The sequence below is a fragment of the Pseudomonas sp. MT92 genome (assembly GCF_058792515.1).
Genome location: NZ_JBXAFA010000009.1, coordinates 183438 through 207591 on the forward strand (window position 1 = coordinate 183438; position 24154 = coordinate 207591).

The window sequence follows — 24154 nt, forward strand, 5'->3', positions numbered from 1 at the left end:
ATTTCCAGTAACACCGCCATTGCGGGCCAGCCCGCTCCCACAGTATTTGTGTCGTTCGCAAAAAATGCGTACGACGCTGAACCCTGTGGGAGCGGGCTGGCCCGCGATGGACCGCGCAGCAGTCATCAATCTTTCAGCAGTTGAATAACCTCGTCGAACCCCGGTCGCGCCAGTACATCAGGCTGACAGCAGCGCTGCTGCAGATCCTCCAGCCGCAGACGCTCCTCGGCGCTCAACCCCGAGTCGATCCGCTCCAGCAATTCCCCCAGCAGAACCCCGAACGCTCGCACTTCGATGCGTTGCAGTGCACGGCTTTCCAGGGTGTCTTGCGTGGCATGGAAAGACGCCGCGCCAAAGTCCCCCAACAGGCAATCACCCTGCGCGTTCCACAGAATATTGTGGCCGTAGAGGTCGCCATGGGTGATGCCCTGGCGGTGCAAGTGCTCGGCGACCGAGGCGATACCACGGGCGATGCGCAAGGCGACATCGGCCGTGAACCGGGTATCTTCGGCGTAGACATCGCGGCTGCAGGTCGCCAGGCTCGGCAGCGCGGCAAGGTTGCGGTAGCTCGGCTCGATCAGTTGCATCACCAGCCCGGCGGTGTCTTGCGGGTGATCGACCACCCGGCCTTCGACCCGGATCAGGTTGGGGTGAAGGCCAGCGGTAATGCAGGCGTTCATTTCATGCAACGGCGAGCCATCACTGGTCATTTCGCCCTTGTAGAGTTTGACCGCGACTGGCGTGTCCGCGTGGCCCGGTCGTGCCCATGCCGCCCGATGAATCAACCCCGAAGCGCCTTCGCCCAGGAGCTGCTCCAGACGCAACTGCGACCAGGGGATGCTCGCAGTGGCTGCCAGGGCGGCCGCGTCGGCTTCGGTTTCCAGTGGGTTACCGGCGTACGCCAGCCAGGTCAGGCTCGGCAGCGCGAGCAGCCATTCGGGTAATTGGCTGATCTGGTTGGCGGCGATGCGGATCAGCTCCAGCCGATGGCAATGGCGCAAACTTTCCGGCAAGCGTTGCAGTCGGTTACCCGCCAGCATCAGTTTTTGCAGGTTGGGGCGTTCGCCCAGCTCCGTCGGCAGTTCGCCGATGCAGTTGTCGGTCAGGATCAGCCAACGCAGGAGCGGTGGCAACGCAGCGCCCGGCACGTGCTCGATGCGGTTGGCCTTGAAGCCGATCATGGTCAGCGTCGCGCACTGGCCCACGCAGGCCGGCAGTTCGGTGAACAGATTGTCCGAGCAGAACAACACGCGCAAACGGGTCAGGCGATGCAGGTCGTCCGGGAGGCTGCTCAAGGCATTGCCACTGAGGTTGAGCACTTCCAGGGAGTCCGCCAGGTCGAAGATTTCCCGGGGGAATTCTGTCAGGCCGCAGCTGAGGTCCAGACGGGTGATGCCTGCCAGTGTGCCGGCGCGCAATTGTGCAAGGGTGTGCATGAACGGGGCTCGCCATCGATCAAATGAATGGGCGGCATGATAACGGGAATGAGTGTTGTCGGTCAGACCGCTTTCGCGAGCGAGCCCGCAGTCGATCGAGTTGTTTAATCAAGCGCGGGCGAAATGCGGGAGCGAACGCGCCAGCCGCCCAATCGAATACGAGCGATCAGGCCGGCTCCCGGACCTCCACCAACTGCCCCAGGCGGCTGCGGGTGCGTGCCAGGTCGATGGCATCGCCGTCCAGGCTTTCGCGCAATGAATGCTGCCCCATCAGCACCAGATGCTTGTCTTGATCGTACAAAACGTCCACCAGATTGATGAAGCGTTGCTGAGCGGCGATTGAACAGTCGGCCAGGTTGGGCAATTCGTCGATGATCCAGTGATCGTAGCGTCGGCACAGCTCCAGGTAATCCATGACCGCCGTGGGCTGCTCACACAGATCGGTGAAGGTAAAACCGATGGTACGGTCTTCGCAGTAACGAGCGGGCAGGTGGCGAGGGCCGACCGGCAGCGCAATGGCCGGCGCGTTGGCGGGTGGCAGGTTGGATGCCTGACGCTGCGACGCTGTGCCGGGCCAGATGTATTGACCCTGGGTAAACAGTTGATGCGTGTGAGTTCTGGCCTGGCTGCGGTAGTCGTGTGGCCCGCCGACCTCCATCACCTGCATGCGCGCATTGATCAGGTCGATCACCGGTTTGAAGCGCGCGTGGTACAGCGGATTGGGCAACAGACCCTCCGGTGGGTAATTGGAGGTGACCAGCAGCAGAATGCCTCGACGGAACAGCGCTTTGAACAGACGCTTGATCAGCATCGCGTCGCCGATGTCATGGACATGGAATTCGTCGAAACACAGCACTCGGCAATCGCACAGCAAATCATCCAGGGTGGTCGCCAGCGCGTCCGGTTGATCGCGATGGCTGAACATCCCCTGATGCAACCGGGCAAAAAACTCGTGGAAGTGCAGGCGCTGTTTTTGTTCCAGGGGAATAGCCTGGAAGAAGCCGTCGAGCAGCCAACTCTTGCCGCGACCCACGGCGCCATGCAGATAGAGGCCGGGCAGGGGGGGCGCTGCGCTGCCCAGCAGTGCGGTGGCGTGTTGCGCCATGCAGTCGATCACGCGCTGTTGACTGTGACTGAGGGTGTAGCCCTGCGCATGAGCCTTGCGGTGAAAGTAATCGTGGATGACCCGGCCTGTTGCGGTTCCATGGGCGTGCGCAGCCGAGGCCTTGCCGAACAGGCGGCGCAGCGATGGCCAGCGCGGTGCGAGACGCAAACGGTTGGGCGGTCGAACGGTCACTGTGATGTCACCCCATAATCTTCAGGCCGGCTCCCGCGCGGCGGCGCCATAGTGTACCCAGAGGGGAGAATTTGCTTCCAGTCATGTCGCTGGAATGCTGGTTTTTTTGGACGGATTACTGCGGTGTGTACAACTTATTTCGAGTTGGAATTCTGTAGAAAATCGATACAGGCCCTACAAAATCAATTCAATTGGGCGTGGATACATTTTTTCGGGGCCGTCAGGTGGTCCACTGCAACGCTAAGATCTACGTGGGCAACGCTGAAAAAGAAAGCGTAGGCGAAACCCGGCAGACGCTGCCAGGCCAGCGTCTACGGAATTGATGTGGCGCTCAGAACTGAGTTGTCTGTTTGAGCATCTGCGCCGCCGGCGTATCCGCCGGGCTGACCATCGCATAGTTGTAGCCGCCCCCTGACCAGTACTCGGCCTGCAAGCCGTCATCACGGCGACTGCCCCGTGGCAGCAGGAAGTTTTTCGGCCCCGGCGGGCGCACGTAGAAGCTGACTTTGTGCCCGCCCTGATCCTCATAGACCACCATCGCCGCCGGCCCTTGCTCGGTGCTGAGCAAACGCCCGCTGACCGGTTTGAACCCGGCGCCCGAGAGATCGGGCAGGCGATTGGCCTGGGTGAAGTAACGGTCGAGCCAGCCTTGCATGTCGCCGTCGGCACTGACCTTGTAGTCGGCTGGCAAGATGCCTTGCTGGGCAATCAGCCGGTAGGCCTGCAGGGCATCGGTCATGGGCAGCGGGGCGCTGGCGAGGGTCATCTCCCGCGCCTGCCAGCCGCTGACCCCGCCGATGCCGACGGCGATCAGCAATACAGCGGCGCTGGCCAGATGACGACGGGACTGGCGTTTAAGGCGTTGACGAATCCTCACAGGATCGAGGTCCGGGTTGGCCGGTTGCTGCAGGGCGCCGCTCAGGGCTGCGCGCAGTTGCTGGGCGTCTTTTTGCCAGGCGCGCACCTGCTCGGCAATGGGCGCGTTGCCAGAGAGATAAGTCTCCACCAGGCGTCGGTCGTCATCGCTGAGTTGGTGGTCGACATAAGCGTGCAGATCGCGCTCGCTGGGGGGCATGCTGATCATTTGAGTCTCCGCAGGGAAGGGCGGTTGATTTCGCCATCGCTGAGTTGGCGCAAGGCCTGGCGGGCCCGGGACAGGCGGGACATCACCGTGCCAGTGGGGACATCGAGAATCTCGGCGACCTCTTTGTAGCTCAGGCCTTCCACCGACACCCAAAGCAGCAGCGCGCGCTGTTCGGTGGGCAGTTGATCGAAGGCGTTCAGTGTCGATTGGGCGATCACCGTTCGCTCTGTCGAGGGCTGCGCGTCGTCGCGACCGGTGAAGAACTCGAGCATTCGCGCATAGCGTCGGGAGCGCCGGTGAGCGTCGAGGAACTGCCGATAGAGAATCGAAAACAGCCAGGCACGCAGGTCTCCGTCGGGCCGCTTGTCGCCCCAGGCCGACAGTGCCCGTTCCAGGCACGACTGCACCAGATCGTCTGCATTGCCGGGATTTCGCGTCAGCGATACAGCGAAACGGCGCAGCCTGGGAATAATTTCCCGCAATTGTTCGTCGATATCATTCATCAAGTTCTGACCAGTCACTACGCTGTGGTGAGTGTCCAGCAAGACGCATGGCAATCGAGGTTATTCCACGCCGGAAAAAATAAAAACCGAACGATGGAATAAACCCTCGGGGGGATCGTCTGTCTGGTTCTTCTCACTTGTGGCCGATGGCCCTGGAGTCCTTCATGGTAGATCGATCAACACCGCCCACCCGGCCACCCCTGAGTACCGCGAGCCTGATGATGCGCCTGGCGGGCATTGCCGTGGTCGTCGCCGCCGTGGCCGGGGCGTTTGCCTACGTCAACGGCACCCTCGACCCACAGCGCCTGACGCCGAAAAAGCTGATCAATGTGCTGGAAACCAACAACGGCGTGCACCCAGGGTTCCGACGCAATCACTCCAAAGGCGTGTGCGTGATCGGCCATTTCGAGAGCAGCGGCGAAGCGCGCAGTTACTCCTCGGCGCAGGTGTTCAATGAAGCGCGGACCCCGGTGGTCGGGCGTTTCGCCTTGCCGGCGGGCAATCCTTATGCGCCGGACAGTGCCGTGCCCATCCGCAGCCTGGCGTTGCGCTTCACCCAGGCCAACGGCCAGCAGTGGCGCACCGGGATGAACAGCATGCCGGTGTTCCCGGTGGGCACGCCCGAGGCCTTCTATCAATTGCAACAAGCCCAGTCGCCTGACCCGGCCACCGGCAAGCCGAACCCGGCGGCGGTGCCGGCGTTCTTCGGCTCGCACCCTGAAGCTGCACCTTTCCTGGCCTGGATCAAGACCGCCAAGCCATCGGCCAGCTACGTGACGGAAACCTACAACAGCGTCAACGCGTTTTACCTGGTGAACGCCGCCGGGCAACGACAGGCGGTGCGCTGGAGCATGGTGCCGGTGGCTCAAGATGCACCGGGCGCGACAGCCCCGGAGGGCAGCGATTATCTGGAAAAAGACCTGGTTCAACGCATCGCCGCTGGACCGTTGCGTTGGCAGTTAAACATCACCCTGGCCAACCCCGGCGACCCGGTCAACGACGCGAGCAAGGCCTGGCCCGACGGGCGCAAGGTGTTGAACGCCGGCACCCTGGTCCTGGAAAGCACCCAGCCGCAGCTCAGTGGCGAGTGCCGTGACATCAACTACGACCCGTTGGTATTGCCCGCCGGGATCGAAGGTTCCGACGACCCCTTGCTCGCCGCTCGTTCGGCCGGTTACGCCACTTCCTACCTGCGTCGCACCAGCGAAGTCAGCCAGTTACCCGCCGCCAAACAGGAGGCCAAGCAATGAGCGCCCAACCGAACCATTTCGCTCCCCTGGCGCGATTGCTGCACTGGCTGATGGCGCTGATGATCATCGCCATGCTGTTCATCGGTGCAGGCATGGTGGCCTCGGTGTCCGAGCGTCATGAATGGCTGATTCACCTGCACAAACCCTTGGGTGTCGCCATTCTGCTGTTGGTGATCGTGCGTCTGCTCGTGCGGTTCTCCACGCAACAGCCGCCGTTACCCGCGGACTTGCCGGGCTGGCAAGCGCTGGCGGCCAAGGCCTCCCACGTGCTGCTGTATGCCTTGATGCTGATATTGCCGCTGCTGGGCTGGGCGATGATTTCGGCCTCGGGCGAACCGGTGATGCTCAGCAAATCGTTGCAATTGCCATCGATCCTGCCGGCCAATGCCCAGGTGTTTGCCTTCCTGCGCAAGGCCCACGGGTATCTGGCTTATCTGTTGTTCTTGACGGTGTTGCTGCATTTGGCGGCGGCGTTGTTTCACGCCTGGGTGCGTCGGGATGACGTGCTGGACAGTATGTTGCGGGGCAAGGATCGCGGTTAGTCATAACCTGAAAAAAGATCGCAGCCTGGGGCGTTGCCGCAGGCTGCGATCTTTTGATCTGAAAAAGCAATCAGCGCAGCGTATCAACCATCTCGGCCACCGTGGTCAACACATCCTTCCCCAACTGCTTCGACCGCTTGCCCGACCAACCTGTCAGCGGGTTCGGATGATCATCGTTATCCTTGAACGGCATTTCCAGGGTCAGCGACAGGCAATCGAATTTCTCACCCACGCTGTTGCACGCCAGCGTCATGTTGGCCTTGCCCGGTTCGTCGCGGGTGTAGCCATGTTTGGTCTGGAAGTCCTTGGTCAGGTGCTTCAGGTGATTGCGAAAGTGCTCTTCCAGTTTTTCGATTCGCGGTGTGTAGCCTGGATTGCCTTCGCAGCCCGCGGTGAACACGTAGGGGATTTCCTCATCGCCGTGGATGTCGAGGAACAGGTCGACGCCGTACTTTTCCATCTGTTGCTGTACGAAAAAGACTTCGGGGCTGATTTCCGGGCTGGCGCTCTGCCAGGCGCGGTTCAGGTCCTGGCCCATCGCGTTGGTGCGCAGATGACCATGGAAGGCGCCGTCCGGATTCATGTTCGGCACCAGGTAAAGGTCGGCGCTGGCCAGCAGTTTGTTCAGTTCGGGGTCGTCGTGTTTTTCCAGGCGTTCGATCACGCCTTCCATGAACCACTCGGCCATGTGTTCGCCCGGATGTTGCTGAGCGATCATCCACACCTTGCGCTGGCCTTCGGCGCCCGAGCCTTTGCGCAACAGCTGAATGTCCCGACCTTCGATGCTCTTGCCGGTGGCCAGCAGTTCTGTGCCGGCCTTGGTCAGCGCCTGCTCGATCAACCAGTCGTGACGGCCACGGCTGTAGGGTTCGAAGTAGGCGAACCAGGCGTGGGTCTGGGTCGCTTCAAGACTGAAACGCAGGCAGTCGCCTTCGAAGATGGTCGGTATGCGAAACCAGTTCACATGATCGTAGGACGCCACCGCCTGATAACCGTCCCAAGCCTTGTTGTAAGAGGACTTGCTGGCATTGTTCAGGCGAAACCAGTGCTCCTGTCCGACATGCAGGCCACTGGCTTTGAAGTGGAACCATTGAAAATGCTGGCTGCGGGTGTCGGGCTTGATGGCCAGCAGCGCCTGCAGCGGGTTGCTGATGTCCAGCACTTCAATGTTGCCGCTGTCAAAGTTGGCACTGATGTCGAGAGAGGATTTAGCCACGGTTGGGTTCCTGTTTAGATTTTATGGCGGCTACTGTACACGCAAGAGAAGGGGGTTAGGAGCGGCAGAAAAAACGTTTCACCCTTCCTGCGGATGCACTGATCCGCGGCCCGTGTCCGCCACGAAGCGCTCCTTCTCAGCGTAGCGATCATCCGTGTTACCACCAGCACTGTTTTGAGGCTATCGAGTTGCAGAATGGGGGAATTTCTACGCGTTCCTAGTTTGGTGCGCTCCATACAGCCTGCCCCTCTATATAGCCAGCCCCGATCTCAATCCGCTTTGGCGCCGTGGGCATGAGGTTAGCGACCTGACCGGTTACGGGCGGATTCGCATATCGTGGTGTATTGAGGTCAGGAGGGCGAGGGTGGTGCATCCTCGCCTGCATACCCGCTTCAACCTGATGGTGACGGCAAGACAGGTCATCGCAGAGACAAGGAACGAGGGGGGGCAGGCGGATGATGTAAAGCGGGGGGGGGGCGTCTTCCTTGACGCTGTCGCAGCTTAGAGACTGTGGAATTGATTCTCAAGTGCTATTTTTCGGTGGTTCGCCCCAATGATGTCGGGCTGCCCATGCCAGCGGACATTCTTTTGATATCGTGCGCGCCATTGCGTGTATGCGGTACTTAAAGAGTTGATCAGCCTGAAGCCACAGGCCAGAAAACGGGCAAAAAAAGACCCGGCAATAAGCCGGGTCAAAAACCGTGATTAGCCTGATGAGGAGATAGACCAAAAGTCCGACCTGAGGTCCCTTGATCCATCGACTGATCTCGCGACCAGATGGTGCAATAATAATCATTCTCGTTTGCGGGTCAAGCTTTTTTTATCTTGGGATCGGAAAGTTCTTTCCGGTCCTCTGTCAGCGCCTTCCTCTTAGGCTTTCTGGTGCCCCTCCAGGGAGCGGGCGACCATGGCTTTGGCCATATCGATCATATGCACTGCCGAAAACGCCAGGTCCCGACTGGCGCCCTGGAGGTGATTGGCTGACTCGTAGGCGATGGCTGCGGCACAACGCAGCAGATCGGAAGCATGGACCAATGCCTCTTCTCTGCTGATGTTGCGGTTCACATCAAAGAAGCGCTCCTCGACCTCATTCTCTGAAACCGCCGGCTTCAAGTAGTAGTCCAGCGCCCGTTGGGCGGCAGCGGAGCCTTGGGGCGAGGTGAGGGAGGTGTCGATTTGCAGGTCGGGCAGTTCGTTGGCCGGTTGTTGGGTCATGGTGATGGCAAGCTCCGTGATAGGTTCAGATCCGTGAGCTCATCCTAGTACGATTTGTATTTGTGATCATGGGTTTAATACTACAATTTGTGTTTTGATGGCCGGAGTTGCCCCAGTATCGTGCCGCCCATGGATAAATGGATCGAATTGGTCAAGGCCAAGATGAGTGAACTCAAAATCACTCAGGAAATACTCGCCGAGCGCCTCGGGATGTCCCAGGGTGGCATTGGCCATTGGCTGAATAAACGTCGCGAGCCGGGTGTCGAGAACATGAATCGAGTGTTGAAGGCGCTCGGCATGGACTTTCTGGAAGTGGCGCTGGTGATCCGCGAAACCACGGACGAGAAGGACGACGAAGTCTCCCTGACGCAAAAGTACAATCCGTACTTTCGTTACCCGGTCAGTGACTGGAAGGCAACCGCTGAAGTGCGCGACGGAGAAGGGGCGCAGTACCGTTTCGAATTGTCGGACTACCACGCCCAGGGCTCGGCATTCTGGCTGACGGTGACCGGCGACGCGATGACCGCCCCCAGTGGCCTGAGCATTGGCGAAGGCATGTTGATTCTGGTGGACCCGGACGTGGCTGCGGAGCCCGGCAAACTGGTGATCGCGCAATGGCACGACAGCACCGAGGCGATCTTTCGCAAGCTGATCGAAGAGGGCGGGCAGCGTTACCTGGTCCCGCTCAATCCGACGTATCCCAAAGCCCTCTACACCGACGACTGCCGAATCATCGGCGTGGTGGTTCAGGCGACAGCCAAGTTCTGACCGGATCGGTCCTCGCCAGGCGCAGGACCGATCTTCATTTCACGCTTCTTCCAGTTCGACCAGCGCACTGCCTTCGCTGACCATCTCGCCTTCCTGGCAATACAGCGCCTTGATCACCCCGGCGTGTGGCGCACGGATGCTGTGCTCCATCTTCATCGCTTCGAGCACCACCAGTTGCGCACCGGCTTCGACCGTTTGCCCGGCCTCTACCAGTACGCGCACGATGCTGCCGTTCATGGGCGCTGTCAGCCCGCCCTGATGGCTGTGACTGGCTTCGACGGCGCCGATCGGGTCATAGGCTTCGATGCGGCGCAACTCGCCATCCCATTGCAGATAGACCCGCTCACCCTGGCGGATGGCCCGATGCTGGCGACGCACGCCGTCATGCTCGGTCAGCAATTGCTCACCCTTGAGCCGCGCGCTCTGGGCGTTGATGTTGCCCAGCGTCAGCGCGCGGTCCTGGCCTTCACAACTCAAGTGTAGGGTGATTTCCGATGGCAATCCGGCGCGGAAACCGTTGCTGTCGGCCCAAGGCGAACTCGGGTCATCGACGCGCGGTGAACGAGGCTGGCTCTGGGCAAATGCCTGGGCGGCGGCTTGCCAGAAGTCGTCGCTGAGCGCCACCGGCGCCGGCAATAGTTGCTCCTGGTAACGCGGAATGAACCCTGTATCCAGTTCCGCCGCGGCAAACGCCGGATGGGCAATGATTCGACGCAGGAAGTTGATGTTGGTCTTGAGCCCGCCAATGGCGAATTCATCGAGCATGCTCAGCAAGCGCAAACGCGCCTGTTCACGGTCCTCGCCCCAGGCAATCAACTTGCCGAGCATCGGGTCGTAGAAGGGTGAAACCTCATCGCCTTCCTCAACGCCGCTGTCGACACGACGCCCCGGCCCCTCGGCCGACTCACGATACAACTCCAGGCGTCCGGTCGCCGGCAGGAAATCATTGCCCGGATCTTCGGCATACAGCCGCACTTCAATGGCGTGGCCGATCAGCGGAACCTGATCCTGGGTCATGGGCAGTGCCTCGCCCCGTGCGACACGAATCTGCCAGGCCACCAGGTCGAGGCCGGTGATGGCTTCGGTGACCGGGTGCTCGACTTGCAGGCGTGTGTTCATCTCCATGAAGAAGAACTCGCCGCGCGCATCAAGCAGAAACTCCACGGTGCCGGCGCCGACATAACCGATGGCCTGGGCCGAGCGCACGGCCGCTTCGCCCATGGCACGTCGCAGTTCCGGGCTCAGGCCTGGCGCCGGTGCTTCTTCCACGACTTTCTGGTGCCGACGCTGAATCGAGCAGTCACGTTCGTTGAGGTACAGGCAGTTGCCGTGTTGATCGGCGAACACCTGGATTTCCACGTGGCGCGGTTTGAGCAGGTATTTCTCCACCAGCATCCGCGAATCGCCGAACGACGATTGCGCTTCACGCTGGGCCGAGGCCAGGGCTTCGGCCAGTTGGCTGACGTCCTCGACCACTTTCATGCCCTTGCCGCCACCACCGGCCGTGGCTTTGAGCAGCACCGGGTAACCGATGCGTTCACAGGCCGCGCGGAAGGTCTCGAAGTCTTGAGCTTCGCCGTGATAACCGGGCACCAGCGGCACGCCTGCGGTTTCCATCAAGGCTTTGGCGGCGGACTTGCTACCCATGGCGTCGATGGCCGACGCGGGCGGGCCGAGGAAAATCAGGCCGGCCGCTTCGATCGCGCGGGCGAACCCTGCGTTCTCCGACAGAAAGCCATAACCGGGGTGGATGGCCTGGGCGCCGCTGGCCTTGGCGGCGGCGATCAGTTTGTCGATTTGCAGGTAGCTGTCGGCGGCTTTGCTGCCACCGAGGTCGACGCGAATATCGGCTTCGCGGCTGTGGCGGGCGTCACGGTCAGTGGCGCTGTGCACGGCCACGGTGGTCAGGCCCAGGGCCTTGGCGGTGCGCATGACCCGGCAGGCGATTTCGCCACGGTTGGCCACCAGCACAGAGGTGATAACAGGTGCGCTCATCAACGGGGCTCCTTGGTGGTGGTTTCGGACTGCCAGCTCGGCGGACGTTTTTGCAGAAAGGCGCGCAGGCCTTCCTGGCCTTCAGGGCTGACGCGGATGCGGGCAATGGCGTTCTCGGTGTAGCGGCGCAACGCCGGGTTCAGCGAGCCATCGCCGACTTCACGCAGCAGATCCTTGCTGGCACGCATGGCGGCGGGGCTGTTGAGCAACAGGTTGTCGATCCACTGTTCGACCTTTTGCTCCAGATCGATCAGCGGATAGCACTCCGACAACAAACCGAGTTCCCGCGCCCGTTGCCCGCCGAAGCGTTCAGCGGTCAACGCATAACGTCGGGTGGCCCGTTCGCCGATGGCTTGCACCACGAACGGGCTGATCACCGCCGGTGCCAGGCCGATGCGGACTTCTGACAGGCAGAATTGCGCGTCATCGGCACCGATGGCCATGTCGCAGCAACTGATCAGGCCCAGCGCGCCACCGAAGGCCGCGCCTTGCACCACCGCCAGGGTCGGGACTTTCAACTTGGCGAGGTTGTACATCAACTCCGCCAGTTCACGGGCATCGTCGAGGTTGGTGTGGTAATCGAGTTCGGCCGATTGTTGCATCCAGGCCAGGTCGGCACCGGCGCTGAAATGCTTGCCGCGGCCACGCACCAGCAGAAAACGCAGGCTGGCGTCATTCGATACCTTGTCCAGCGCGAGGATCAGTTCGCGGATCATCTCGGCGTTGAACGCGTTGTTCTTCTCTTCGCGGCTGAGCCACAGGGTGGCGAAACCCCGAGGGTCGGTCAGCAATTGGAGGGTGTTGAATTCGCTCATTTTTTATTCTCCACGGCACTTGCAGGAGCGAGCCCGCTCGCGATGGACTAAAGGGCGGCGCGTTTATCCAGAACACACGCGTTATCGTTAACGTCCATCGCGAGCCAGCTCGCTCCTACAGGGTCGGATCACATCCGGAACACGCCGAAGCGGCTCGGTTCGATTGGCGTGTTCAACGACGCGGACAAGGCCAGGCCCAAAACATCGCGAGTCTGTGCCGGGTCGATGACACCGTCGTCCCACAAGCGGGCGCTGGAATAGTAGGGGTGGCCCTGTTCTTCGTATTGGTCGAGGATCGGCTGCTTGATCTCGGCTTCCTGCTCGGCACTGAAACTTTGGCCACTGCGCTCGGCTTGCTCGCGCTTGACCTGCACCAACACGCCAGCCGCCTGCTCGGCACCCATCACGCCGATGCGCGCATTCGGCCACATCCACAGGAAACGTGGGTCATAAGCACGACCGCACATCCCGTAGTTGCCGGCACCGAAGCTGCCGCCAATGATCACCGTGAATTTCGGCACTTTGGCGCACGCCACGGCGGTCACCAGTTTTGCGCCGTGCTTGGCGATACCGCCGGCCTCGTATTTCTGCCCGACCATGAAGCCGGTGATGTTTTGCAGGAACAGCAACGGGATGCCGCGCTGGCACGCCAGTTCGATGAAGTGCGCACCTTTTTGCGCCGCTTCGGCGAAGAGGATGCCGTTGTTGGCGAGGATCGCGACCGGATAACCGTGCAGGTAAGCAAAACCGCACACCAGCGTCGTCCCGAACAGCGCCTTGAATTCGTCGAACACCGAGCCGTCCACCAACCGGGCAATCACTTCGCGCACGTCGAACGGTTGCTTGGCATCGGCCGAGACCACGCCGTACAACTCGTCGCTGCTGTAGAGCGGGGCGATCGGTGTGCGTTGCTGAACTTCGCCTTGTTTGCGCCAGTTGAGGTTGGCCACACTGCGGCGCGCTATGGCGAGGGCGTGTTCATCGCTTTCGGCGTAATGGTCGGCCACGCCCGAGATCTTGCAGTGCACATCGGCCCCGCCGAGGTCTTCGGCGCTGACCACTTCACCGGTGGCGGCTTTCACCAGCGGTGGGCCGGCGAGGAAGATCGTCGCTTGCTCACGGACCATGATCGCTTCGTCGGCCATCGCCGGCACATAGGCGCCGCCAGCGGTGCAGGAACCCATGACCACGGCAATTTGCGGAATGCCCATGGCGCTCATGTTGGCCTGGTTGAAGAAGATCCGCCCGAAGTGCTCGCGATCCGGAAACACTTCATCCTGGCGCGGCAGGTTGGCGCCGCCGGAGTCCACCAGGTAGATGCACGGCAAGCGGTTTTGCTGGGCGATGGTCTGGGCACGCAGGTGCTTTTTCACGGTCAGCGGGTAGTACGAGCCACCTTTCACCGTGGCATCGTTGGCGACGATCATGCATTCGACGCCTTCCACGCGGCCGATCCCGGCAATCACGCCAGCGGCGGGAACATCTTCGCCATAAACCCCGTAGGCGGCCAATTGGCTGATTTCGAGAAACGGCGAGCCCGGATCGAGCAGGCGATTGATGCGCTCACGGGGCAGCAGCTTGCCCCGCGAGGTGTGGCGTTCTTGCGCTTTCGGGCCGCCACCTTGCGCCACTTGGGCGAGCAGGGTGTGCAGGGCGTCGACCTGTTTGAGCATCGCCGCGCTGTTGGCGGCGAACTCCGCCGAACGGGGGTTGAGCTGGGTATGCAGGATAGCCATGGACAGCTCCGTTTAGCGGGTTTCGTTGAACAGTTCGCGGCCGATGAGCATGCGACGGATCTCACTGGTGCCAGCGCCGATTTCGTACAGCTTGGCGTCACGCAGCAGACGACCGGCCGGGAATTCGTTGATGTAGCCGTTACCGCCGAGAATCTGGATCGCGTCGAGGGCCATTTGCGTGGCGCGTTCGGCGCTGTAGAGGATCACGCCCGCAGCGTCCTTGCGCGTGGTTTCGCCGCGCTCGCAGGCCTGGGCCACGGCGTACAGGTAGGCGCGGCTGGCGTTGAGTTGGGTGTACATGTCGGCCACTTTGCCCTGGATCAGCTGGAATTCGCCGATGCTTTGGCCGAACTGCTTGCGGTCGTGGATGTACGGCACGATCAGGTCCATGCAGGCCTGCATGATCCCGGTCGGGCCACCCGAAAGCACCACACGCTCATAGTCGAGGCCGCTCATCAGCACTTTCACGCCGCCATTGAGCACGCCGAGGATGTTTTCTTCCGGCACTTCGACGTCATCGAAAAACAGTTCGCAGGTGTTCGAACCGCGCATGCCGAGCTTGTCGAATTTGTTGCTGCGGCTGAAGCCTTTCCAGTCGCGCTCGACAATGAAGGCAGTGATGCCGTGTGGGCCTTTTTCCAGGTCAGTCTTGGCATAGATTACGTAGGTGTTGGCGTCCGGACCGTTGGTGATCCAGGTCTTGCTGCCGTTGAGCACGTAGTGATCGCCGCGTTTGTCGGCGCGCAGCTTCATCGATACCACATCGGAACCGGCGTTCGGTTCGCTCATCGCCAGGGCACCGATGTGCTCGCCGCTGATCAGTTTCGGCAGGTATTTGGATTTCTGTTCGTGGTTGCCATTGCGGTTGATCTGATTGACGCAGAGGTTGGAATGCGCGCCGTAGGACAGCGCAACCGAAGCCGAACCACGACTGATTTCTTCCATGGCCACCACGTGGGCCAGGTAACCCAGGCCAGCGCCGCCATACTCTTCCGGCACGGTGATGCCCAGCAGGCCCATGTCGCCGAACTTGCGCCACAGGTCGGCGGGGAACAGGTTGTCGATGTCGATCTGAGCGGCGCGCGGGGCGATCTCTTTGGCGACGAAGGACTGAACCTGATCGCGCAGCATGTCGATGGTTTCACCGAGGGCGAAGTTCAGTGATGGATAGCTCATGGGTCACCTTTTGGCTTTTTTGTTGGGTGGGGAGGGCAGCGATTCAGCTCTCACCTTTACGTTAACGTAAGCCTGTGACGAATGGCTGTCAATCGCCCTTTACGTTAACGTCAACTTGAGCGAGAGTAGAGCTGTTCTTACAGACTGGCGTCGCACTCTGTGGCGAGGGAGCAAGCTCCCTCGCCACACATGCCGCGCACCAACAATAAAGATAATAGGGGTCGTCATGGATCAACCCAGTGCACATCCGCAGCGCAGCTACACCCGCGGTTCCCAGGACAAAGCCTTGCTGGCGATGACCATCGGCCAAGCGTTCGACAACACCGCCGCGCAGTACCCGGACGGTGAAGCGTTGGTCGTGCGCCATCAGCAGCTGCGCTACACCTGGCGGCAATTGGCGGACGCGGCGGACCTGCACGCCAGAGCCATGCTGGCGCTGGGCCTGCAGACCGGGGACCGCCTGGGGATCTGGGCTCCGAATTGCGCTCAGTGGTGCATCAGTCAGATCGCCAGTGCGAAAATCGGCGTGATCCTGGTCAACATCAACCCCGCCTACCGCAGTTCCGAACTGGAATACGTGTTGAAGCAATCCGGCTGCCAATGGCTGGTCTGTGCCGGGGCGTTCAAGTCCTCCAATTACCACGCCATGCTGCAAGGCCTGGTGCCGGAACTGGCGGAGCAATCCATTGGCAAGCTGCAGAGTGATCGCTTGCCGGCGTTGCGCGGCGTCATCAGCCTTGATGCGCAGCCACCCGTCGGTTTCCTGCCCTGGTCGCAGCTGAGCGATCTGGCGGCCGGGGTGTCGGTCGAGCAATTGCACGAGCGCCAGGACAGCCTGCATTTCGACCAGGCGGTGAACATCCAGTACACCTCCGGAACCACCGGGTTTCCCAAAGGCGCGACCCTCAGTCACTACAATATTCTCAACAACGGTTACATGGTCGGTGAAAGCCTTGGCCTGAGCGCCGCCGATCGCCTGGTCATTCCGGTGCCGTTGTACCACTGCTTCGGCATGGTGATGGGCAATCTGGGTTGTATCACCCACGGCAGCACCATGATTTACCCCAGTGACGCCTTCGATCCGCTGCTGACCCTGAACACCGTCGCCGAAGAGAAAGCCACTGCGCTGTACGGCGTGCCGACCATGTTCATCGCCATGCTCGATCAGCCTCAACGTAACGATTTCGATCTGTCGACCCTGCGCACCGGGATCATGGCGGGCGCGACCTGTCCGATTGAGGTGATGCGGCGGGTCATCAGCGAAATGCACATGAGCGAAGTGCAGATTGCCTACGGCATGACGGAAACCAGTCCGGTGTCCTTGCAGACCGGGCCGTCAGATGACCTGGAGTTGCGCGTGACCACCGTCGGCCGTACCCAGCCGCAGCTGGAAAGCAAAATCATTGATGAGGCGGGCAACCTGGTGCCGCGCGGCACCATCGGTGAACTGTGCACCCGCGGTTACAGCGTGATGCTCGGCTACTGGAACAACCCCGAAGGCACCGCCGAAGCGATCGACCAGGCGGGCTGGATGCATACCGGGGACCTGGCGAGCATGAATGACGAGGGTTACGTGTGCATTGCCGGGCGCAACAAGGACATGATCATCCGTGGCGGCGAGAACATCTACCCACGGGAGCTGGAGGAGTTCTTCTTCACCCACCCGGCCGTGGCCGACGTGCAGGTGATCGGCATTCCTTGCTCGCGCTATGGCGAGGAGATTGTTGCCTGGATCAAATTCCACCCCGGTCACAGCGCGACCGAGCAGGAACTGCAAGCCTGGTGCAAGGAGCGCATCGCACACTTCAAGACGCCGCGTTACTTCAAGTTCGTTGAGGAGTTTCCGATGACGGTGACCGGCAAGATCCAGAAATTCCGGATGCGCGAGGTCAGCATCGAGGAGTTGCGTAGCAAGCAGGGCTGACCAGGCCTTGTGTAGGAGCGAGCCTGCTCCGGGCGGCGTTCCGACGAAGAACTCAAAGGCACCGCGTTGATCCAGATTGCACGCGTTATCGTTGACGTTCTTCGCGAGCAGGCTCGCTCCCACAGGAGAGTGGTGAAAAACACAAATGCCAGACAGCACAAAGGGGAGCCGAAGCTCCCCTTTAATTTTCGTTGCGCGTGCTCTTTTTTTATTATTGAGGGGCGGTCTGTTGTTGTTTTTGGTGACCGTGACCCTTTACCGCTGTTTTTGTCGATCCCCATCCGGGATCAAGAGCAAACGTATTTTTTTGAGCGCTGATCTACTTTCTCGCTGAGCGATCCAACCGATTCGGGAGCTACCTGAAGGTAGTTTTATTGTTCTCTGTCCGGTTGCGGGTAACTTCGCAAAGCACCCCGAAAAGCACATCTTCTCCAAAAAAATCTGTTAGCTGCGTCTCTGCCGTGTTGTTTTTGTTATGTCAGAGTCGTTACGTCTTGTTTTTATTGGTTGTGCCGCTTTTTTTATTCTTGTTATGCCATAGAGATAGCAGTTGTCGTGCCAACTTTTAAAAAACCTTTTAAATCAATGGCTTAAGAAAAGCGTAAGGTTTTTCCCTCAGGCAAACCCCGACAATTTGTTTCCGTGTTACTCGCTTTTGCCCCACGCTCAGCCGCAGCGGTAACACCCGGACACAACCGCGCCCTCACTGAGCGCTACGTGCCTTGGCCACGCGCGAACCGGTAGGCCGCCCCAGCACTGTGCAGATTTGTTGGCCGGCGAGGATCAAGGCGTCCAGGTCGATTCCCGTGTCGATGCCCAGCCCATTGAGCAGGTAAACCACATCTTCCGTGGCGACGTTACCGCTGGCGCCCTTGGCGTAAGGGCAGCCGCCGAGGCCCGCGATGGAGCTGTCGAATACCGAGATTCCTTCAAGCAGGCTGGCGTAGATGTTGGCCATGGCCTGGCCGTAGGTGTCGTGGAAGTGCCCGGCCAGTTTGTCCCGTGGCACGACGGCGGAAACCACGTCGAACATCTTGCGGGTGGCGCCCGCGGTGCCGGTGCCAATGGTGTCGCCCAGGGATACCTCGTAGCAGCCCATGGCGTAGAGTTCGCGGGCGACCCTGGCCACTTGTTCCGGTGCGACGTTACCTTCATAGGGGCAGCCCAGCACACAGGACACGTAACCACGCACGGTCACGCCGTGTTGTCTGGCCGCCTCCATGATCGGCACGAAACGCTCCAGGCTTTCGCTGATCGAGCAATTGATGTTGCGTTGGGAAAACGCTTCGGAGGCCGCCGCAAACACCGCGACTTCCTTGACCCCGGAAGCGATGGCGTCTTCAAACCCGCGAAGGTTGGGGGCGAGCGCGCCGTAAGTCACCCCGGGTTTACGCTGGATCTGCGCGAAGACATCCGCAGAGCCCGCCATCTGCGGTACCCATTTGGGCGAGACGAAACTGCCGACTTCTATATAGCCCAGGCCGGCAGCCGTCAGCGCGTCGACCAGTTGTACCTTGTCGGCAACGCTGATGGGTTGGGCTTCATTTTGCAGACCGTCGCGCGGGCCGACTTCGACAAGGCGTACATGGGTAGGGAGGGACATGGGGTTCGACCTGTGCTGATTGTTCGGAGAACCCTGTAGGAGCGAGCCTGCTCGCGATGGGCTCCCAGGCACCGCGTTTATCCAGCCAGCACGCGTTATCGTTAACGACCATCGCGAGCAGGCTCGCTCCTACTAGGGGGCGGGTTTTATTGAATGACTTCCTGGCTTTTGAGGGTCTGCTCCAGCGCCTGGACGCAGCGTTCTTCCGCCGTATCGAGTTCGAGTTTCATCTGCTCGATGTCCAGCAGTTGCTGTTCCAGCTGTTCCCGACGCTCGCTGATTTTCGCCAGCATGCTGTGCAATTGCTTGGTGTTACCGCTGGAAGGGTCGTAGAGCTCGATCAGTTCGCGGCATTCGGCCAGGGAGAAGCCGATGCGCTTGCCTCGCAGGATCAACTTCAGGCTGACCTTGTCGCGGGGCGAATAGATGCGTTCCTGACCTCGCCGCTCGGGGCTGAGCAGGCCTTGCTCCTCATAGAAGCGAATCGCCCGGGTGGTGATGTCGAGCTCGCGGGCGAGGTCGGAAATGCTGTAGGTCTGGCTGCTCATGGAAGCGCTCGCAAAAGGTCATGGCGCTAAGCTAATGGCAGGTTGACGTTTACGTCAAGGGGCGGGTTCTGCGCTGTGATCACTGGCGTCTTCGCGGGCAAGCCTCGCTCCTACAGGTTACTCCGCCAACTGTAGGAGCGAGGCTTGCCCGCGAAGAACCATAGCGCGGTGTAACGCCTTACACCTTTTCGAGCTTCTTCTCATGTGCCGTCACCTGCTGGCACAACTCGATCATCTGCTCGCGCATCCAGCGGTTGGCCGGATCCTGGTCGGTGCTTTCGTGCCAGTACAGGTGGGTTTCCACCGGCGGCACATCGTTGACCGGCAAGCTGAAGGCGTGCAGATCGTTACGACGGGCGAAGCGCTCCGGAACGGTCATGACCATGTCGGTCTGCTGCAGCACTTGCGATGCCATCAGGTAATGCTGTGAGCGCAGGGCGATCTTGCGCTGGATGCCCATCTTGCCGAGGGCCAGGTCGACATGCCCCAGACCGCTGCGACGGCTGGAAATATGGATGTGGGTCAGGCCCAGATAATCATCGAGGGTGAATTTTTCCTTGCCCGCCAACGGATGCCCCTTGCGCATGGCGCATACATAGCGGTCTTCCATCAACTTGACGTGGCGCACTTGCGGGTCGGTGTTGAGCGGCGCATCCACCGCAAAATCGAGGCGACCGGCGGCCAGTTCCTTGGTGGTTTCGCGGCGCTTGGACAGGAAACTCTCGATGATCACCGTGGGGGCGAGGCGGCGCAGGCGCTGGAACAACGGCGGCAGGATCACCGCCTCAGTCAGGTCGGTCATGCTGATGCGGTAGGTCTTGACCGCCTGCAACGGGTTGAAAATGCGGCTTTCCTGCACCGATACCCGCAGCAGGGAAAGGGCGTTGCGTACCGGGCCGATGATGTTCTGGGCCATCGGCGTCGGCACCATGCCCTGGGCGGTGCGCACGAACAAAGGGTCGTTGAAGGTTTCGCGCAGGCGCGCCAGTGCGTTGGATACCGCCGGTTGGGTGATCCCGACAATCTGCCCGGCGCGGGTCAGGTTGGCTTCGGTGTAGATCGCGTCGAAGACGATGAAAAGGTTGAGGTCGACCTTGCTCAGATTCATTACGCGGCTCTCTTATTGTGTGGGCGGCTGGCCTTGAAGATCAGTCGATCATATATCGGTGATGAATGTTAATACACGCCGAGAATAGGCTAGGTAAATTTTCGTAGCTGTTCTAGCATCGATTGCATGATCTAAACAACCTCCCCCAAGAAGGTATCTTGCTCATGGATTTCGCTTATTCGCCCAAGGTTCAGGAACTGCGTGAGCGCGTGACAGCGTTCATGGACACCTACGTCTATCCCGCTGAAACCGTGTTCGAGCGCCAGGTCGCCGAGGGCGACCGCTGGCAGCCGACCGCGATCATGGAAGAACTCAAACTCAAGGCCAAGGCGGAGGGCCTGTGGAATTTGTTTCTGCCTGAGTCAGAGCTCGGTGCCGGCTTGACCAACCTCGAATACGCGCCCCTGGCCGAAATCATGGGGCGCTCGCTGCTGGGGCCTGAGCCGTTCAATTGCTCTGCGCCCGACACCGGCAACATGGAAGTGCTGGTGCGCTACGCCAACGAAGAACAGAAGCAACGCTGGCTCGAGCCGCTGTTGCGCGGCGAAATCCGCTCGGCATTTGCCATGACCGAACCGGACGTCGCATCGTCCGACGCCACCAACATGGCCGCCCGTGCCGTGCGCGATGGCGACGAGTGGGTAATCAATGGCAAGAAATGGTGGACCTCCGGGGCCTGCGATCCACGCTGCAAAATCCTGATCTTCATGGGCCTGAGCAACCCTGATGCACCGCGCCATGCACAGCACTCGATGATTCTGGTTCCGGTGGACACCCCCGGCGTGAAAATCGTGCGTCCGCTGCCGGTGTTCGGTTACGACGACGCGCCCCACGGTCACGCCGAAGTGCTGTTCGAAAACGTGCGCGTGCCGTACGAAAACGTCCTGCTGGGTGAAGGACGCGGCTTCGAAATCGCTCAGGGTCGCCTCGGCCCGGGCCGGATTCACCACTGCATGCGTTCGATCGGCATGGCCGAACGTGCCCTGGAATTGATGTGCAAACGTTCGGTGAACCGCACGGCGTTCGGCAAACCCCTGGCGCGACTGGGTGGCAACATCGACAAGATCGCTGACTCGCGGATGGAAATCGACATGGCACGCCTGCTGACGTTGAAAGCGGCGTACATGATGGACACCGTCGGTAACAAAGTGGCGAAAAGCGAAATCGCACAGATCAAGGTGGTGGCGCCGAACGTGGCGTTGCGGGTGATCGACCGGGCGATCCAGATTCACGGCGGGGCAGGGGTCTCCAACGATTTCCCGCTGGCCTACATGTATGCGATGCAGCGCACCCTGCGCCTGGCCGACGGCCCGGACGAAGTGCACCGAGCGGCGATCGGCAAGTTCGAAATCGGCAAGTACGTACCAAAAGAAATGATGCGTAGCGGGCAATAACAGGCACCGAGTCATCGTTCATCGCGGGCAAGCCCGGCTCCCACAGGTTTAGTGTGAACCTTGTGGGAGCGGGCTTGCCCGCGATGGCGTCGGCCCATTCAACACATCTACATCAAATTCAATACACCCAAACTTCAACACGCCGATTCTTGATCCGCCCCTCATCGGCGCTATTGGCCGCCACAGGCATTTCGGCGCCAAACCCGCGAACGTCGCGCAGCACCACGCCACTTTTAACCAGTTCCCGCCGCACCGCCATGGCCCGCAGCTTTGACAGCAGGTCAGCGCGGGCCGGGTCGCTCTTGGCATCGCCAAACCCCACCAGTGTGACCTGCCGATCGGTTTTGCCGCGCTGCTTTATATAGTCGAGCACCCGTGACAGATCCTGTCGCGCCTTGTTGTCCAGGCTGGCGCTGCCTTCCTCGAAGCGAAAGTTCACGGTCAGGCGCTGGGCGTGGCGGCTGAGTCCCTGGTAGGCCTCGGGCATCAGTGCGTTGGGTGTGACGGTCATGGCCTGCACGGTCTGGGCGATAAACCCGTTGGCCGCGACAATCGCCTGGCCCTGGCTGCTTTGGGCGAACGTCACCAGCGCGTCGGCCCAGGGATTTTTCCCATTGGGCGGCAGGTAGAGGAACAAGCGGCGGGACAGGGGATAGTCTTCCGTGGCGATCAGGCTGTTGAGCGGCAGCATGGCCTGGGATTGGCCGTCGACAATCGCCACCGGTTTGGCCGAGCGCACGTACGGCAGGCCAATGAAGCCGATACCTTGTGGGTCGAGGCTGACCGCGTCCGACAATTGCTCGCTGGATTCGAAACGTTTCGCTGCACCGCTCAGGGTTTTCCCGCGACGGCTGAGGACCAGTTCCTTGAAGGTGTCGTAGGTGCCGGAGTGATCATCCCGCGCATACAGATGAATGGCCCCGCCACGGCCGCCGAGTTCTTCCCAGGTTTTGATCTCGCCACTGAAGAGGCGTGCCAGTTGCTCGGTATCGAGTTGGTTCAGCGGGTTTTGCGGGTGAAGGATAATGGCCAGGCCGTCGATGGCGATGACCTGCTCGGCGGCCGCGCTTTTCAGATCACCCAGGGATCGGAGGTCAACCAACTCGCTGTCCTTGATCGGGCGCGATGAAGCGGCCAGATCGGCCCTGCCGGCCTTCAGTGCGCTGAAGCCGGTGCTGGAGCCGTGGGCGGCGAGTTCGACTTCGACCCGGCGCCCTTGCGGGGTTTCACCGACTATTCGCAGTTCGTTGGCCTTGTCCGGGGCTTCGCTGTGCACCTTGAGCAACCCCTGTTCGCGCAACAGTCCTTCGACCAGCGCCGGACCGAGTGCCGCTCCGATGGTGTTGGAGCCCTGGATGCTGAGCATCGGGCCATGGTCCGGCACCGGCAAACTGTTGGCCGAGGTCATCAGCGGCAAGCAGGTGCACAGCATCAACAGGAATAAACCGCGCAGCGTCATGCCGGCACCTTGAATGGCTAAAGGAGGTGCCGGGAGATTAAGTCAGTAGGGTTTCAGAGAGATGACAGTTTCTGAATGCGGGAGCAATCCCGCTCCCACATGGCCGCATGAAGTATGCGATCAGCTCAACTCAAGCCAGATCGGCGCGTGATCGGAGGGTTTTTCCATGCCGCGCAGTTCGTAGTCCACGCCCGCGTTCTTGACCCGCGGCAACAACCCATGGGACGCCATGATCAAGTCGATGCGCAGTCCGCGCTTGGGCTCGTCTTCAAAACCGCGGCTGCGGTAGTCGAACCAGCTGAATATATCGGTCACCTCCGGGTTCAGGTGACGGAAACTGTCCACCAGGCCCCAGTTTTTCAGGCGGGCCATCCACTCGCGCTCTTCCGGCAGAAAGCTGCATTTACCGGTTTTCAGCCAACGCTTCATGTTGTCCGGGCCGATCCCGATGTCGCAGTCTTCCGGGGAAATGTTCACATCGCCCATGACCACCAACGGCTGGTCGTTACGGAACTGGCTTTCCAGCAACTGCTGCAGATCGCTGTAGAAGCGTTCCTTGGCCGGGAATTTGGTCGGGTGGTCGCGACTTTCGCCTTGAGGGAAATAGCCGTTCATGATGGTCACCGGCACGTCATTGGCGTCGGCGAACGTGCCCCAGATAAAGCGCCGCTGGGCATCTTCATCATCGGTGGCGAAGCCTTTGTGCAGCGCCAGCGGTTCTTTGCGCGACAGCAGGGCGACGCCGTAGTGACCTTTTTGTCCATGGAAATACACGTGGTAGCCCAGGGCTCTGACTTCATCGAGCGGAAACTGGTCGTCATGGACCTTGGTTTCCTGCAGCCCGATCACGTCGGGCTGGTGTTTGTCGATCAGCGCCGCCAGCTGATGGGGACGGGCACGCAGCCCGTTGATGTTGAAGGAGACGATCTTCATGGTCGGCAGTCCTGGCAAAAGGGCGATGCTAGCTGACATGTCGGCATCGGGCCAGTGTCGGTGCAGCCGGCTTTTATATTGACTGACTGATCGGCGAGTCTGGTCTATACCTGTGGGGGGGAACTGTGTTGCCACCCAAAGGCTCCTACCAA

General features: G+C 60.7%; 20 protein-coding genes. 5 read left to right on the forward strand and 15 right to left on the reverse strand.

Annotated elements, in window-relative coordinates:
• Positions 1-125: 125 nt before the first annotated feature.
• From AC1Q6D_RS18395 to AC1Q6D_RS18410, 4 genes are all read right to left on the reverse strand, one after another.
• A complete protein-coding gene (locus tag AC1Q6D_RS18395; protein WP_103405982.1) occupies positions 126-1436 on the reverse strand; it encodes a leucine-rich repeat-containing protein kinase family protein in 1311 nt (436 codons plus the stop codon).
• Between the two features lie 166 nt (positions 1437-1602).
• Positions 1603-2733 carry a cell division protein ZapE gene (gene zapE / locus AC1Q6D_RS18400; RefSeq protein ID WP_103405981.1) on the reverse strand — a complete coding sequence of 377 codons (1131 nt, stop codon included), beginning with the start codon at positions 2731-2733 and terminating at the stop codon, positions 1603-1605.
• Between the two features lie 331 nt (positions 2734-3064).
• Positions 3065-3817 carry an anti-sigma factor family protein gene (locus AC1Q6D_RS18405; protein WP_103405980.1) on the reverse strand — a complete coding sequence of 251 codons (753 nt, stop codon included), beginning with the start codon at positions 3815-3817 and terminating at the stop codon, positions 3065-3067.
• Positions 3814-4320, reverse strand: coding sequence for a sigma-70 family RNA polymerase sigma factor (locus AC1Q6D_RS18410; protein WP_103405979.1), 507 nt, complete (start codon positions 4318-4320; stop codon positions 3814-3816). The genes AC1Q6D_RS18405 and AC1Q6D_RS18410 overlap by 4 nt, the downstream gene beginning before the upstream one ends.
• A gap of 164 nt (positions 4321-4484) precedes the next feature.
• On the opposite strand from AC1Q6D_RS18410, the gene AC1Q6D_RS18415 reads away from it, so the two are divergent.
• Together AC1Q6D_RS18415 and AC1Q6D_RS18420 are read left to right on the forward strand one after the other, a co-directional pair.
• Complete coding sequence (locus tag AC1Q6D_RS18415; RefSeq protein WP_103405978.1) at positions 4485-5570, forward strand: catalase family peroxidase; 1086 nt, start codon at positions 4485-4487, stop codon at positions 5568-5570.
• Positions 5567-6112 (forward strand): cytochrome b, encoded by a 546-nt coding sequence (locus AC1Q6D_RS18420; RefSeq protein ID WP_103405977.1) that lies wholly within the window; start codon positions 5567-5569, stop codon positions 6110-6112. The genes AC1Q6D_RS18415 and AC1Q6D_RS18420 overlap by 4 nt, the downstream gene beginning before the upstream one ends.
• 70 nt (positions 6113-6182) lie before the next feature.
• Here AC1Q6D_RS18420 and AC1Q6D_RS18425 read toward each other — a convergent pair whose 3' ends face one another.
• Entirely contained in the window at positions 6183-7328 is a 1146-nt protein-coding gene (locus AC1Q6D_RS18425; RefSeq protein ID WP_207291542.1) for a M14 family metallopeptidase, read from the reverse strand.
• A gap of 870 nt (positions 7329-8198) precedes the next feature.
• Positions 8199-8543, reverse strand: a complete 345-nt coding sequence (locus AC1Q6D_RS18430; protein WP_047527586.1) for a DUF6124 family protein — start codon at positions 8541-8543, stop codon at positions 8199-8201.
• A 129-nt stretch (positions 8544-8672) separates the two neighbouring features.
• Here AC1Q6D_RS18430 and AC1Q6D_RS18435 point away from each other — a divergent pair, with 129 nt between their 5' ends.
• Positions 8673-9311, forward strand: a complete 639-nt coding sequence (locus AC1Q6D_RS18435) for a LexA family protein (RefSeq protein WP_103405036.1) — start codon at positions 8673-8675, stop codon at positions 9309-9311.
• Positions 9312-9350: 39 nt separating this feature from the next.
• On the opposite strand, the gene AC1Q6D_RS18440 is transcribed toward AC1Q6D_RS18435, so the two are convergent.
• From AC1Q6D_RS18440 to AC1Q6D_RS18455, 4 genes are all read right to left on the reverse strand, one after another.
• A complete protein-coding gene (locus AC1Q6D_RS18440; protein ID WP_103405037.1) occupies positions 9351-11306 on the reverse strand; it encodes an acetyl/propionyl/methylcrotonyl-CoA carboxylase subunit alpha in 1956 nt (651 codons plus the stop codon).
• The gene (locus tag AC1Q6D_RS18445; RefSeq protein WP_103405038.1) at positions 11306-12121 is read right to left on the reverse strand and encodes a gamma-carboxygeranoyl-CoA hydratase; all 816 of its coding nucleotides are present in this window, start codon (positions 12119-12121) and stop codon (positions 11306-11308) included. Before AC1Q6D_RS18445 ends, AC1Q6D_RS18440 begins: the two co-directional genes overlap by 1 nt.
• Before the next feature lie 128 nt (positions 12122-12249).
• Positions 12250-13857 carry a carboxyl transferase domain-containing protein gene (locus AC1Q6D_RS18450; protein WP_103405039.1) on the reverse strand — a complete coding sequence of 536 codons (1608 nt, stop codon included), beginning with the start codon at positions 13855-13857 and terminating at the stop codon, positions 12250-12252.
• Between the two features lie 12 nt (positions 13858-13869).
• Positions 13870-15033 carry an isovaleryl-CoA dehydrogenase gene (locus tag AC1Q6D_RS18455; protein ID WP_008031893.1) on the reverse strand — a complete coding sequence of 388 codons (1164 nt, stop codon included), beginning with the start codon at positions 15031-15033 and terminating at the stop codon, positions 13870-13872.
• Positions 15034-15259: 226 nt separating this feature from the next.
• On the opposite strand from AC1Q6D_RS18455, the gene AC1Q6D_RS18460 reads away from it, so the two are divergent.
• Positions 15260-16957, forward strand: a complete 1698-nt coding sequence (locus AC1Q6D_RS18460) for an AMP-binding protein (RefSeq protein WP_103405040.1) — start codon at positions 15260-15262, stop codon at positions 16955-16957.
• 703 nt (positions 16958-17660) lie between these two features.
• Here the strand turns inward: AC1Q6D_RS18460 and AC1Q6D_RS18465 are convergent.
• The 3 genes from AC1Q6D_RS18465 to AC1Q6D_RS18475 form a co-directional block, all read right to left on the reverse strand.
• Entirely contained in the window at positions 17661-18560 is a 900-nt protein-coding gene (locus tag AC1Q6D_RS18465; RefSeq protein ID WP_103405041.1) for a hydroxymethylglutaryl-CoA lyase, read from the reverse strand.
• Between the two features lie 146 nt (positions 18561-18706).
• The gene (locus AC1Q6D_RS18470) at positions 18707-19108 is read right to left on the reverse strand and encodes a MerR family transcriptional regulator (RefSeq protein ID WP_103395451.1); all 402 of its coding nucleotides are present in this window, start codon (positions 19106-19108) and stop codon (positions 18707-18709) included.
• Positions 19109-19286: 178 nt separating this feature from the next.
• Positions 19287-20216, reverse strand: a complete 930-nt coding sequence (locus AC1Q6D_RS18475; RefSeq protein ID WP_047527602.1) for a LysR family transcriptional regulator — start codon at positions 20214-20216, stop codon at positions 19287-19289.
• 164 nt (positions 20217-20380) lie between these two features.
• On the opposite strand from AC1Q6D_RS18475, the gene AC1Q6D_RS18480 reads away from it, so the two are divergent.
• The gene (locus tag AC1Q6D_RS18480; protein WP_103405042.1) at positions 20381-21610 is read left to right on the forward strand and encodes an acyl-CoA dehydrogenase; all 1230 of its coding nucleotides are present in this window, start codon (positions 20381-20383) and stop codon (positions 21608-21610) included.
• A 118-nt stretch (positions 21611-21728) separates the two neighbouring features.
• Here the strand turns inward: AC1Q6D_RS18480 and AC1Q6D_RS18485 are convergent, their stop codons facing one another.
• Positions 21729-23069, reverse strand: a complete 1341-nt coding sequence (locus tag AC1Q6D_RS18485) for a substrate-binding domain-containing protein (protein ID WP_047527606.1) — start codon at positions 23067-23069, stop codon at positions 21729-21731.
• 120 nt (positions 23070-23189) lie between these two features.
• Positions 23190-24002, reverse strand: a complete 813-nt coding sequence (gene xthA, locus AC1Q6D_RS18490) for an exodeoxyribonuclease III (protein WP_103405043.1) — start codon at positions 24000-24002, stop codon at positions 23190-23192.
• Positions 24003-24154: the final 152 nt, after the last annotated feature.